Source organism: Bacillus sp. B1-b2 (assembly GCF_009183415.1).
Classification (GTDB): Bacteria; Bacillota; Bacilli; order Bacillales; family Cytobacillaceae; genus Niallia.
In genome coordinates, this window is record NZ_WEHU01000011.1 from 1 (window position 1) to 14,082 (window position 14,082).

Annotated in this window: 12 protein-coding genes; 11 read left to right on the forward strand and 1 reads right to left on the reverse strand. The window is 35.8% G+C overall.

Annotated features, from left to right (window positions below; all coding sequences use genetic code 11):
* The coding region (locus tag F9279_RS12270) for a helix-turn-helix domain-containing protein (RefSeq protein ID WP_152113393.1) at positions 1-317 on the reverse strand (317 nt) is incomplete at its 3' end.
* 864 nt (positions 318-1,181) lie between these two features.
* On the opposite strand from F9279_RS12270, the gene fapR reads away from it, so the two are divergent.
* From fapR to ffh, 11 genes are all read left to right on the forward strand, one after another.
* Positions 1,182-1,745, forward strand: coding sequence for a transcription factor FapR (gene fapR / locus F9279_RS12275; protein WP_152113395.1), 564 nt, complete (start codon positions 1,182-1,184; stop codon positions 1,743-1,745).
* Between the two features lie 25 nt (positions 1,746-1,770).
* Positions 1,771-2,760, forward strand: a complete 990-nt coding sequence (gene plsX / locus F9279_RS12280; protein WP_152113397.1) for a phosphate acyltransferase PlsX — start codon at positions 1,771-1,773, stop codon at positions 2,758-2,760.
* A 45-nt stretch (positions 2,761-2,805) separates the two neighbouring features.
* A complete protein-coding gene (gene fabD / locus F9279_RS12285) occupies positions 2,806-3,750 on the forward strand; it encodes an ACP S-malonyltransferase (protein WP_152113399.1) in 945 nt (314 codons plus the stop codon).
* Positions 3,751-4,494 carry a 3-oxoacyl-[acyl-carrier-protein] reductase gene (gene fabG, locus F9279_RS12290; RefSeq protein ID WP_152113401.1) on the forward strand — a complete coding sequence of 248 codons (744 nt, stop codon included), beginning with the start codon at positions 3,751-3,753 and terminating at the stop codon, positions 4,492-4,494.
* A gap of 118 nt (positions 4,495-4,612) precedes the next feature.
* Positions 4,613-4,843 carry an acyl carrier protein gene (locus F9279_RS12295; protein WP_152113403.1) on the forward strand — a complete coding sequence of 77 codons (231 nt, stop codon included), beginning with the start codon at positions 4,613-4,615 and terminating at the stop codon, positions 4,841-4,843.
* Positions 4,844-5,134: 291 nt separating this feature from the next.
* Entirely contained in the window at positions 5,135-5,878 is a 744-nt protein-coding gene (gene rnc / locus F9279_RS12300; RefSeq protein ID WP_152113405.1) for a ribonuclease III, read from the forward strand.
* A 62-nt stretch (positions 5,879-5,940) separates the two neighbouring features.
* Positions 5,941-9,507 carry a chromosome segregation protein SMC gene (smc, locus tag F9279_RS12305; protein ID WP_152113407.1) on the forward strand — a complete coding sequence of 1,189 codons (3,567 nt, stop codon included), beginning with the start codon at positions 5,941-5,943 and terminating at the stop codon, positions 9,505-9,507.
* A gap of 53 nt (positions 9,508-9,560) precedes the next feature.
* Positions 9,561-10,550, forward strand: a complete 990-nt coding sequence (gene ftsY / locus F9279_RS12310; protein WP_152113409.1) for a signal recognition particle-docking protein FtsY — start codon at positions 9,561-9,563, stop codon at positions 10,548-10,550.
* A gap of 298 nt (positions 10,551-10,848) precedes the next feature.
* Positions 10,849-11,511, forward strand: coding sequence for a DNA-binding response regulator (locus F9279_RS12315; RefSeq protein WP_152113411.1), 663 nt, complete (start codon positions 10,849-10,851; stop codon positions 11,509-11,511).
* A gap of 853 nt (positions 11,512-12,364) precedes the next feature.
* Entirely contained in the window at positions 12,365-12,697 is a 333-nt protein-coding gene (locus F9279_RS12320; protein ID WP_152113413.1) for a putative DNA-binding protein, read from the forward strand.
* Between the two features lie 12 nt (positions 12,698-12,709).
* Positions 12,710-14,062, forward strand: coding sequence for a signal recognition particle protein (ffh, locus tag F9279_RS12325; RefSeq protein ID WP_152113416.1), 1,353 nt, complete (start codon positions 12,710-12,712; stop codon positions 14,060-14,062).
* The last annotated feature ends 20 nt before the right edge of the window (positions 14,063-14,082 follow it).

Genomic DNA, 14,082 nt, shown 5'->3' on the forward strand with positions numbered 1-14,082 from the left:
CCCTCCAATAAAGCTTTTTTCCACGCAGATATCATGGGAGGATTAGTTAGTCCAAACTTCAGGGCTGTTTCCGTAACTGAATGTCCTGTTCTTTTCATAAAGCTTAATACATCCAGCTTGAATGGAACAGAATAAGTTTTATTCTGTGCTTTTCTCATTAACCCTTCTGTTCCAAATCTCTCGTAATTGTTTACCCAATTAATAATCTGCTTATGAGACTTAATACCATGTTTTTTAGCTAAAAGTTTATATCCAAGTATTCCTTCTTTATATTCTTTCACTACCATAAGCTTGAATTTTTCATTATATTTAGACATAAATAAGACACCCCAAAAGTTAGATTCTTTACTCTAACTTTTGGGGTGCAGTACAAATGTAGGGGTTTTTTATGTACTTCACTCATTGAAATATGGAAATAGCAGAAAATCGAAAGAGCTATGAAATAATGTATGATGTTTCGTAACATAGAGGATTTGGAAAAGACCACTTTTAGTAAAATAGTCGTAGAAATCCTCTTATTTTCGTTACTTCCATGAAAAACAAAGAAAATAGACGGAGAATTACGCCTATTTCCTTAGAATACATGAAATCGGAGGGATTTTCCTTCCTTAACCGGAAAAATCCGCTTATTAGCAAGGAAATGAATATTATAATGGTCATTAGTCGGAATTCTCCACTTATTATTTTATGATTCCTCAAATTGGCTGCGGAATTTTTTTCAACAATATATTAATATAAGCATAATTTATATCCAGATGATTTATGGTTTCAGTGGTAAGACTTCTATGGAATCCGCAAAAGCTTCGAACTCCATGGAAATCATCCCCCTATTTAAATATACAACTTTATATTCTCCCTTACTCCATAGAGGGGTTTCTCGACAGCCTGGAGACCTTCTATTAAAATAGAAAGTCTATTTTTGTCTTCAGCGAATCCTAGTGTTTTACTCCTTTTCTAAACCAAAAATAATAGTTAAAGCAACTTTTTTTTAAAAATTGTATGATGTTTCATTTGATAGAAGGAAATCTAAAAATAATTGTTTTTATCTAAATCTGGAGGGGAAGCTAGATAAAGTAGATGAATTATGGATAACAAGACAGAAGAATTTCGTCTTGCATTCCCCAATCTTTAATTATATACTACTATTAGTACCTAGTCTTAAGAGTGCGGTGGTGTTGTATATGAAACGAAACAAAAAGGAACGTCAAGCAATGCTAGTACATACCATTAGAGAAACACCTTTTATTACGGATGAGGATTTAGCGGAAAAATTCTCTGTTAGTGTTCAAACGATAAGACTAGATAGGCTTGAATTATCCATTCCAGAGCTAAGAGAACGAATAAAAAATGTAGCAACCAAGACTTTAGAGGATGAAGTGAAAGCTTTACCTATAGAAGAAGTAATTGGTGATATTATAGACATGGAATTAGATCATTCAGCTATATCTATCTTTGAAATGCAACAAGAACACGTATTTAAAAGGAATGGTATTGCAAGGGGGCATCATTTATTTGCACAAGCTAATTCACTTGCTGTTGCTCTAATTAATGATGAACTAGCCTTAACTGCTAAAGCAAATATTCATTTCACCAGATCCGTAAAAATAGGAGAAAGAATTATTGCAAAAGCAAAAGTAAATCATATAGATAGTAAGAGTGGTAGAACTTCTGTTGAAGTGAATAGTTATGTAAACTCGGAATTAGTGTTTAAAGGTGAATTCGAAATGTATCGAGCAAAAAAATAACATATTAGAATTAGGTGAGTTTATCATGAAAATTGCCATTGATGCAATGGGTGGAGACAATGCACCAAAAGAGATAGTATTAGGTGCCGAAAAGGCCATTGAAACTTATAAAGACTTAGAAATCGTGCTAGTTGGAGACGAGAATAAGATTAAGACCTATTTAACGAAGAATGAAAGAGTGACAATTTTACATACAGAAGAACAGATACTACCTACTGATGAACCAGTTAGAGCAGTTCGCAGAAAGAAAAATGCGAGTATGGTTCTTGGTGCTACAGAAGTAAAAGAAGGAAGAGCTGATGCTTTTATTTCAGCAGGTAATACTGGCGCACTAATGGCAACAGGATTGTTTGTAGTAGGGAGAATAGATGGAATAGATCGACCTGCTTTATCTCCAACTCTGCCAACAATAGGTGGACAAGGTTTTCTCCTTCTTGATGTTGGAGCAAATGTAGATGCAAAGCCTGAAAACTTATTACAATATGCTATCATGGGTAGCATTTATACAGAAAAAGTAAGAGGCATTGCTAAACCAAGAGTGGGGCTATTAAATATAGGAACCGAAGAAAAAAAGGGTAATGAGTTAACGAAAAAAACCTTTGATTTACTTCAAGAAGCAGATATTCATTTCATCGGAAATATAGAAGCTCGTGACTTGCTTGAAGGAGTATGTGATGTTGCTGTTACAGACGGTTTTACAGGTAATATGGTATTGAAAACGGTAGAAGGTACTGCTATGTCTATGTTTAAAATGATTAAAGCTGAATTAATGAGTAGCTTTAAATCAAAAATGGCAGCAGCTGTATTAAAACCAAATTTAAGACAAATTAAGAATAAGCTAGATTACTCTGAATATGGTGGTGCTGCATTATTTGGGTTAAAAGCACCAGTAATTAAAGCACACGGATCATCGGATAGCCAGGCTATTTTTAGTGCTATTAGACAAACACGAGAATTTGTACAAGCGGAAGTTGTGACAACCATTGAATCCGCTATTGAACATAAAACAGAATAGAATCATTAAGCCCCTTTCAGTGGGGAAAGAAGGGAAGTTGTAATAATGGGGAAAATAGCATTTGTATTTCCAGGACAAGGATCTCAAACGGTTGGAATGGGGAAAGATGTATTTGACCAATATGCGTCTTCAACACAAATTTTTGAAAATGCAGATCAAAAATTAGGATTTCCATTAAGTCAGTTAATTTTTGAAGGACCAAAAGAGGAGTTAACTTTAACTCATAATACACAGCCAGCATTACTTACAACAAGTGTTGCCTTACTCGAGCACTTTAAACAATACGATATTAAACCTGATTATGTTGCTGGACACAGTTTAGGAGAATACTCTGCATTAGTTGCAGCAGGAGTTATTTCTTTTGAAGATGCCGTTTACGCGGTAAGAAAACGTGGCGAATATATGCAAGAGGCAGTTCCAGCAGGAAATGGTGCAATGGCAGCTGTATTAGGTCTTGATCGAGAAAAGCTAACAGCTGTAACTAAGGAAGTTACAGAAGAAGGTCATTCTGTTCAGTTAGCGAACTTAAATTGTCCAGGTCAAATTGTTATTTCTGGTACTACAAAAGGGGTAGAGCTAGCGTCTGAAAAAGCAAAAGAAGCAGGTGCAAAGCGTGCTATTCCTTTAGAAGTTAGTGGACCATTTCATTCTGCACTAATGAAACCAGCAGCTGAAAAATTCACTTCCGTATTAGAAGGTATCGAATTACAGAATGCAAAAATTCCGGTAATAGCAAATGTAACAGCAAATCCTATTGAGCAGAAAGATGAAATCAAGGATAAATTAGTAGAACAACTTTATTCTTCTGTCCTTTGGGAAGATTCTGTTCAGAAAATGATGGAATTGGGTGTAGATACTTTTGTTGAAATCGGGCCTGGTAAAGTATTAGCTGGACTCGTTAAAAAGATTGATCGTAAAGTAAATATATACTCTGTTTATGACTTAGAAACAAGTAGCCAAGTAGCAGAAGCTCTAAAGGGGGAAATGTAAGTGAAATTAGCTGGTAAAGTAGCGCTTGTAACTGGAGCATCTAGAGGGATTGGAAAATCCATTGCATTAGAATTAGCGAAAAACGGTGCGGATGTAATTGTTAATTATGCTGGAAGTGTGGATCGTGCTAATGAGGTTGTAGAAGAAATTAAACAACTAGGACGAAATGCAATTAGCATTCAATGTGATGTTTCTAACAGTGATTCTGTTAGTGAAATGATGAAAACTAGCTTAGATACATTTGGTAACATCGATATTTTAGTTAATAATGCGGGAATTACAAAAGACAATCTTTTAATGCGCATGAAGGAAAACGAATGGGATAATGTAATCAATACAAATCTTAAAGGTGTTTTCCTTTGTACGAAAGCAGTAACAAGACCTATGATGAAACAACGCAAAGGTCGAATCATTAATATTACATCCATTGTTGGTGTAACTGGAAATCCTGGGCAAGCTAATTATGTAGCTGCAAAAGCCGGAGTAATTGGTTTCACTAAAACAACAGCAAAAGAGCTTGCACAAAGAAATATTACGGTAAATGCTATTGCTCCTGGATTTATTACAACAGATATGACAGACCAACTAACAGATGATGTGAAAAATAGCATGTTAACACAAATTCCATTAGGACAATTTGGGAAACCAGAAGATATTGCTAATGCTGTAATATTCCTTGCTTCAGATGAATCCAGTTATATTACAGGTCAAACGTTACACATTGATGGTGGTATGTATATGTAATAATTGTTATAAAACAATTATTAGAAATCCTCGATAAAACCAAAATAATTATATTTTAAACTTTGCATTTATTATTTTGGAGAAATACTCTATAATCATTTGAGGGGAGGTGAATGAAATGGCAGATGTATTAGAGCGTGTAACGAAAATCGTAGTTGATCGTCTTGGTGTGGAAGAATCTGAAGTAACTTTAGAAGCTTCTTTCAAAGATGATTTAGGTGCTGATTCTCTAGATGTGGTTGAACTTGTTATGGAATTAGAAGATGAGTTTGATATGGAGATTTCTGACGAAGATGCTGAAAAAATCGCAACAGTTGGTGATGCGGTGAATTACATAGGTAATCGTTAGTCAACTCTAAAAGCTCCGTTTATAGCGGAGCTTTTAATTATATAGTAGAGAATACAAAAATTTTTATTTTTATTGTATACTTATATCTGATTCCTACGAAAGATAAGTATATATAGAAAGATAAAATCGTTTTCTAGTCGAGAGAAAGGGCCCCTTTTTAATAATGGCCCTGTTAGGTATAGAATGACTTGGAGAGGAGAGAACTTTCCAAGTTTCTTTGCGTTTTTTATTCAATTTACTTAAACTTGAAATGAATTGTAAACTTAGTGCTAAGGTGGAGGCAAAGGCAATATGCGAGGCAACCGAAAAGAGAAACGAGCGATTCGTCCAAACGAAAAAAAGATGAAAGAACTACAAGAAACAATCAATATTCATTTTACAAATGAAAAATTATTAAAACAGGCTTTTACCCATTCATCATATGTGAATGAGCATCGAAGAAAACCACATGAAGATAATGAAAGATTAGAATTCCTTGGTGATGCTGTATTAGAGCTTACTGTATCAGAGTTTCTGTTTAAAAAATTTCCTATGATGAGTGAAGGAGAATTAACGAAGCTACGTGCTGCTATTGTATGTGAGCCCTCTCTCGTTTCCTTCGCCAATGAACTTTCATTTGGAAAGTTTGTATTGTTAGGAAAAGGCGAGGAAATGACTGGTGGGAGAACAAGACCTGCATTACTTGCAGATGTTTTTGAGGCATTTATAGGCTCACTATACTTAGATCAAGGAATTACCACTGTGGTAACGTTCTTAGAAAAAGTTGTTTTTCCTAAGATAAATGACGGTGCTTTTTCTCATGTGATGGATTTTAAAAGTCAGCTTCAAGAATATGTACAAAGAGATGCTGTTGGAACAATCGAATATAAGATTTTATTAGAGAAGGGTCCAGCGCATAATAGAGAGTTTATTTCTCAAGTATTTTTAAATGACAAAGAGCTAGGTACAGGTACAGGTCGCTCGAAGAAAGAAGCGGAACAGCATGCCGCTCAACAATCGTTAAGCATGCTAAAAGCTGATCATGATAAACAGTAATGGAATTATACTCCTGGAGAACCGACTGCAACTAGAGAAAACAAAAGAAATGGGGTGAGGGTATGTTCTTAAAACGGTTGGATATTATTGGTTTTAAATCATTTGCTGATCGAGTTTCTGTTGATTTTGTTCCAGGTGTAACAGCAGTAGTTGGACCAAATGGAAGTGGTAAAAGTAATATTACGGATGCTATACGTTGGGTGCTTGGAGAGCAATCTGCTAAATCATTAAGAGGAAGTAAAATGGAAGATGTTATCTTTTCAGGAAGTGACTCTAGAAAAGCAGTAAACTTTGCAGAGGTAACCTTAACGTTAGAGAATGAAGATCAATTCTTGCCTTTAGACTTTCATGAGATAAGTGTAACAAGAAGAGTGTATCGTTCAGGTGATAGTGAATTTTTAATTAATAAGCAATCCTGTCGATTAAAAGATATTGTTGATTTATTTATGGACTCTGGCTTAGGAAGAGAAGCATTTTCTATTATCAGTCAAGGAAAAGTAGAAGAAATCTTAAATAGCAAAGCAGAAGACCGACGTTCTATTTTTGAAGAAGCTGCAGGGGTTCTTAAATATAAAACACGAAAAAAGAAAGCGGAAGGAAAGCTTGTGGAAACACAAGAAAACCTGAACCGTGTTAACGACATTCTTCACGAATTAGAAAGCCAAGTAGAACCATTAAAGATACAAAGCTCTATGGCAAAGGAATTCTTAGATCATCGAGAAAATTTAGAGCAAATTGAAGTCGCTCTGATGGTCCACGATATTGAAGAAGCGCATGGAAAGTATGAAACCATCTCTAAAAAGCTAGAGGAATATAAGCAAGAGGAATTAAAGCTATCTTCCTTACTTCAAGGAAAAGAAGCAAAGATGGAAGAAATGAAAAATCAAATTTCCGCTTTAGATGAATCGATAGATGATTTGCAGCAGGTCTTGCTTTTAGTAAGTGAAGAATGGGAAAAGCTTGAAGGTAGAAAAGAAGTTTTAAAAGAAAGAAAGAAAAATGCTGTTCAAAATAAGGATCAATTAGAAAAAACAAAGCACGAATTGGCGCTTAGAATAGCTACTCTAGATGCACAAAAAGAAACACAAGAGGTTTTAGTTCAACAATTGCAATCTGATTCAAATGAAATGGAAGCAACCCTTAAAAATCAAGAAAAAGAGCTAGAACTGTTTAATGATAATTTGGAAGAGAAAATCGAGTCATTAAAAAGTGATTATATTGAGTTGTTGAGCGAACAGGCTGCATCTAATAATGAATTAAAATCAGTTGATCAACAATTACAGAATCAGCAAAGAAGAACCAGCCAGTTAGATGAAGAAAATGCGAAGTATACGGCAGAACGAAAAGAAATTCAAAATAAGAAAAAAGAAATTACTGCAACATTACAGGCATTTGGTACAGAATTAGCTAAATGGACAAAAACATTAGAAAATCATCAAAAAAGCTTTAGCGAAATAGAAGTGAAAGTTCAGCAGGTGGAAAAGTCTCTCTATCAATCCTATCGATTTACTGAGCAAGCCAAATCTAGAAAGGAAATGTTAGAAGAATTAGAGGATGACTATTCTGGATTCTTTCAAGGAGTTAAAGAAGTATTAAAGGCTAGAGGAAAATCACTAAGTGGAATTCGTGGTGCAGTTGCAGAATTAATGCAAGTGCCTAAGCAATACAGTGTTAGCATGGAGATTGCTCTAGGTGGAAGCATGCAGCATATTGTTGTGGAAACAGAACAGAATGGTCGAGAAGCTATAAACTTTTTAAAAAAGAATGGATTTGGCCGAGCTACGTTTTTACCTATGAATGTTATTAAAGGAAAAATGCTTGCTGATCATCAGCTAAGACTAGTGGAAGGTCATTCAAGCTTCATTGGTGTGGCTGCTAATCTCATAACGTATGATTCCCAATATACAGAAATAATGAGAAATTTATTGGGGAATGTCATTATAACGAAGGATTTAAAGGGTGCCAATGAAATGGCAAAAACCCTACAATATCGATCTCGTTTTGTTACGTTAGAAGGAGAGATTGTTAATCCTGGTGGATCTATGACAGGTGGAGCTATTAAACAAAAAACAGCTTCCATTTTAACTCGTAAAGGTGAATTAGAAGATCTTAAAAAGAATATTTTTGAGATGGAAAAAGCCACTCTAAAGCTGGAAGACCAGATGAAAAAAGGAAAAGCAGCCTTAAGTGAAGAAGAAGTTCACTTAGAAGAAAATAGGCTAAAAATAGAAGATATTCAGTTCCAAATGCAATCATGGAAAGATGATTTAAGGGATATTGAGTACGAAGAACGAACGATGAATGATAAATTGTCTTTATATGATCGCAATAAATCAGATTACGAGCAAGAACAAACAACCTTAATAGCTCGTAAACGACAATTAGAGGAATATATAGAGACAAGCAAGCAGAAAATTGCCGAATTAGATGAAGAAATAGTTTCCTTAACTCAACGTAAAAATGAACAAAGCTCTTCAAAAGAATCTGTTTTAAGGGCTATTGGAGATGTAAGGATACAATTAGCAGCTAAGAAAGAGCAATTAAGGCATGAAAGAGATAAATTAAATACGATGATTCAGGAATGGAGTGAAGCGAAAGGAAGAGAAGAAATTGTTACAGAAGATTTACGATTGCTTTCTTCTGAAATGGACAATTCTCATTCTGGTGCATCAACTCTTGAACAACAATCCGAACAAAAACAAAACGAAAAGCAAGATACCCTTCAATTGATTTCTTTACGTAGAGAAGAAAGATTGCAAAAACAAATGACACTAGAAGAGTTAGAGCTAGGTGTAAAAGAAGAACGTAGAATACATCGTGGAATGGTACAAGCTTTAAAAGATGAAGAAGTAAAACTGAACCGAATTGATGTGGAACTTGATACAAGGCTAACAAACCTACGTGAAGAATATTTATTAACCTATGAAGGAGCTAAGCTAGACTACCCGCTAACTATGGAGGTGGAAGAAGCTCGTAAAAAGGTTAAACTAATAAAGTTAGCAATGGAAGAACTAGGAACAGTCAATTTAGGTGCTATTGAAGAATATGATAGAGTTTCTGAAAGATATGAGTTCTTGCTAGAGCAGAAAACAGACCTAGAAGAAGCTAAGGATACTCTGTATCAAGTCATAGATGAAATGGATGACGAAATGAAAAATCGATTTGAGCAAACCTTTGAAGGAATCAAAGCTCATTTTGAATCGGTTTTCCAAAGTTTATTTGGTGGCGGAAGAGCGGATTTAGTACTAACAAAGCCTGAGGATTTATTAAACACAGGTGTTGAAATTGTTGCACAGCCGCCAGGTAAAAAACTGCAGAATTTAAGTCTTTTATCAGGTGGAGAAAGAGCCTTAACAGCTATTGCGTTATTATTTTCTATTCTAAAAGTACGACCAGTTCCATTTTGTATACTTGATGAAGTGGAAGCTGCTTTAGACGAAGCTAACGTATTCCGATTTAGTTCCTACTTAAAACGTTATAGCCATGAAACTCAATTTATTGTCATTACCCACAGAAAAGGAACGATGGAAGAAGCAGATGTATTATACGGTGTAACCATGCAAGAATCCGGAGTATCTAAATTAGTATCTGTTAGGTTAAGTGAAACAAATGAATTAGTGGCTACTTAATAATATCTCTGTTTGAGAAAAATAGATAAATGATAGAGAAAGAAGGTATGTAGATGAGTTTTTTCAAGAAATTAAAAGAAAAGATGTCTCAGCAAACAAGTGCCGTTACGGAAAAATTTAAAGATGGACTTGCAAAGACAAGAAATAATTTCTCTGATAAAGTAAATGACCTAGTTTCTAGATATAGAAAAGTGGACGAAGATTTCTTTGAAGAATTAGAAGAAATTCTAATTGGAGCAGATGTAGGCTTTGAGACAGTCATGGAACTAATCGATGAATTGAAAAGTGAAGTGAAAAAAAGAAATATTCAAGATCCAAAAGAAGTTCAGGATGCTATTTCTGAAAAATTAGTGGCTATCTATCAAAACGGGGAAGAAGAATCCTCTGCTATAAACATTCAAGAAAATGGGCTAACTGTTATCCTTTTTGTTGGAGTAAATGGTGTTGGAAAAACAACGACAATTGGTAAGCTAGCTCACAAATATAAGTCAGAGGGAAAAAACGTCTTACTAGCTGCAGGAGATACATTTCGTGCAGGTGCTATCGACCAATTAGAAGTCTGGGGAGATAGAGTAGGGGTAGACGTTATCAAGCATTCAGAAGGATCTGATCCCGCTGCTGTGATGTACGATGCTGTTCAAGCTGCAAAATCACGAAAAGCAGACATTCTACTATGCGATACAGCAGGTCGCCTTCAAAACAAAGTCAACTTAATGAAAGAGTTGGAAAAAGTTAAAAAGGTTATTGAGCGAGAAGTTCCAGGAGCACCTCATGAAGTTATTCTTGTACTTGATGCTACAACAGGTCAAAATGCACTAGTACAGGCCAAAACATTTAAAGAAAGCACAAATGTGAGTGGGATTGTCCTAACTAAATTAGACGGAACAGCAAAGGGTGGAATAGTGCTAGCAATAAGAAATGAGCTTCATATTCCAGTTAAGTTTGTTGGTCTAGGAGAGAAAATGGATGATCTTCAAGGCTTTGATCCAGAGAAATATGTTTATGGATTGTTTTCAAACTTAGTAGAGCAGGCAGAAGACTAAAAAGGAAAAAGTATCTCTGAGTACGAAACTCTGGGATGCTTTTTTTGTTAACAAATATGTGGGTTGACAAATATAAAAAAATGCTATTAAGCTAAAAATAGTTCTATCCTCAAATCCTTCCCTGTATTTTTCTCTTTTATTAGCTACTCCACTTTTTTACTAAAACCTAATAAAACTCAGTATACTTAAAAAATTCGTCAAAAGTTCAAATGAATATATTCGTTGCAATCCATTTCATAATAAAAGGATTTTAGGGATAGAACCGTTAAAGAAATGACCAATGGATAGGAGGAATTCTATGGAATTTGAAGAAGAATACCAAGCTTTTTTTAATACTCACTTGCAGGCGAGAACTGGTGAACGTCTGCGTCGCTTAAAAGAAGGTCATAGTCAGGCTGAAATGTTGTTTTTGAAGCAAGTATGGTGGCCTTTATTTCACCATTTCAAGTATGTCCATCCGGAATATGAAGTCGATGATTTCAAAGATGGAAAAAGATATTTAGATTTTGCTTATATTCGGCCCACGATACGAATTTGCTTTGAGGTCGATGGGTATGGTCCACACCTAAAGAACGTAAGTAGATGGCAATTCTCCGACAATCTGGAACGTCAAAATCAGTTGGTGATTGACGGATGGACGGTTATTCGCTTTTCTTATGATCAAGTGAAGGAGCAGCCTCGTAGATGTCAACAGATTGTACAGCAAGTAATAGGGCAATGCCTTAGTGATGAACTGGACCAGATTTCTTTGACTTTTATAGAAAAGGAAGTGCTACGGTTAGCTATACAAAAAGGAGAAGTCATATCCCCTAAAGAAGTAGAGCGGTATTTGAAGCTAAGCGACAAGACAGTAAAAAAAGTACTTTCTCAACTAGTCGATAAAAAGATGTTAATTCCCGCATCCGGTATCAAGAGGGTCCGCGCTTATCGGTTGGGTAATCAGATTAAGCACCCAAGGTAAATAGCCGGAGAAAATTCCCTTATTTAGTTTTTGAGATAAAAAATAGCTCAAATAGACGGAGGAATTCCGCCTATTGCCGTGAAAAACATGAAATTCGAGGGTATTGCTATGTATAACCGGAAAAATTCCTCTTATTATACCCAAAAAAAAGGTTCTTCTGCTGTTAGTCGGAAAATCTCCGCTTATTTAACTTTGTTTATTACTTAACGTGCTTATATCCACACTTGTAGGAAAGAAGACGAAGAAATAATAGTAAATCTAGTAATTTTTCAGAAATTAGGGTAAGTTTATTGGAGCACTAGGTTCAGATTATTTAATGAAAAGGAATGGTTATGATGCTGCTTTTCGGTTATTCCCCGCATTTCGATTGTCCAGCTCCAGCGCCAATGGTCTAGCAAAACTTCCGGGTGTCTTCCCTACGACAAGTCAACATCAAATCGCTAACGCTCTTTGTGTTTCCTATATCTCAGTCAGACCCCCTCCAGTTTGTACGACCATAAACAGGCGCCTCCGCATTTCAGATTTGTCTAGCTCCGGGCACCCAGGGGCTGATGGGCTTCACAATAGTTTCCTACGATAAGTCAACATCAGCTCGCTAACGCTCCCTGTGTTTCCTACGATAAGTCAACATCAGCTCGCTAACGCTCCCTGTGTTTCCTACGATAAGTCAACATCAGCTCGCTAACGCTCCCTGTGTTTCCTATATCTTAGAAACTCTTGCTCCACCCCACACGCCCCTAAACGGGTACCCTCCGCATTTCAGAATTGTAAAGTTATTTTCTTGACATCTTTTTTGGTGGTGTGTACAATAGTTGTTGTAAAGGCTTTTGACTTAACACGGGGGTATTATTCGATGCTTGAAAAAACAACGAGAATGAATTATTTATATGATTTCTATCAGTCGTTGTTGACACCAAAGCAACGAAGCTATATGTCTCTTTACTATTTGGATGATTACTCTCTAGGAGAGATTGCTGCTGAGTATAATGTGAGCCGACAAGCAGTGTATGACAACATTAAACGTACAGAAACAATGCTTGAGGAGTATGAGAATAAGTTATTGCTACTTCAGAAATTTCAGGAACGTCAAGTTCTTTTTGAAAAGATGAAAAAAATGCTAGAACATGATACCTTATCTATATCTGCATTGCATGAAGCAGTGAAGGAACTAGAGAAATTAGATTAAGGAGGCTGACGTATGGCATTTGAAGGATTAGCTGACCGACTGCAGAATACGATGCAAAAGATTCGCGGAAAAGGGAAAGTCAATGAAGCGGATGTAAAAGAAATGATGCGTGAAGTTCGTCTTGCACTCTTAGAGGCAGACGTTAACTTTAAAGTCGTAAAAGATTTTGTGAAAAAAGTTAGTGAACGTGCAGTTGGACAGGAAGTGCTTAAAAGTTTAACTCCAGGACAACAAGTTATAAAAGTAGTTAAAGAAGAATTAACCGAATTAATGGGTGGAGAGCAAAGTAAAATTGGTGTTGCGAAGCGTCCTCCAACTGTTATTATGATGGTTGGTTTGCAAGGTGCAGGGAAAACCACTACGACAGGTAAACTTGCTAATTTCTTGCGTAAAAAGCATAATCGTAATCCATTATTAGTTGCTGCGGATATTTACCGTCCTGCTGCTATTAAGCAATTACAAACATTAGGAAAGCAACTTGATTTTCCAGTGTTTTCTCTTGGCGATCAAGTAAGTCCAGTAGAAATTGCAAAGCAAGCAATTGAAAAAGCAAAAGAAGATCATCATGACTATGTATTAATAGATACAGCTGGTCGTCTTCATGTTGATGAAGCATTAATGGATGAATTAAAACAAATTAAAGAATTGGCTAACCCAGAAGAAATTCTTCTAGTAGTGGATTCTATGACAGGACAAGATGCTGTTAACGTTGCTGGAAGCTTTAATGAACAACTTGGACTTACTGGGGTTGTACTAACTAAGCTTGATGGTGATACACGCGGTGGTGCTGCACTGTCTATTCGCTCTGTAACCAATACACCTATTAAATTTGTAGGTATGGGTGAAAAGATGGACGCACTTGAGACGTTCCATCCTGAACGCATGGCTTCTAGAATTCTTGGTATGGGTGATGTGTTAAGTTTAATTGAAAAAGCACAAATAAATGTAGATGAAGAAAAAGCAAAAGAGCTTGAGAAGAAAATGAAAACAAATTCTTTCACGCTTGATGATTTTCTTGATTCCTTAAGCCAAGTTAAAAGTATGGGACCATTGGATGAATTACTTAAAATGATGCCAGGTGCTAATAAGATTAAAGGCCTAAACAACATGACAGTGGATGAAAAGCAAATTGCCCATGTAGAAGCAATTATTAAATCCATGACAAAAAAAGAAAAAGAAACACCAGAAATCATTAATGCGAGTAGAAGAAAAAGGATTGCTAAAGGAAGCGGAAGAACCGTTCCGGAAGTAAATAGACTTTTAAAGCAATTTGATGATATGAGAAAAATGATGAAACAAATGACCGGAATGGGTCAAAATGGTAAGAAAAAAGGAAAATTCAAGTTGCCATTTAGCCCGTTTTAACGGGAAAACTAGTGGTAATG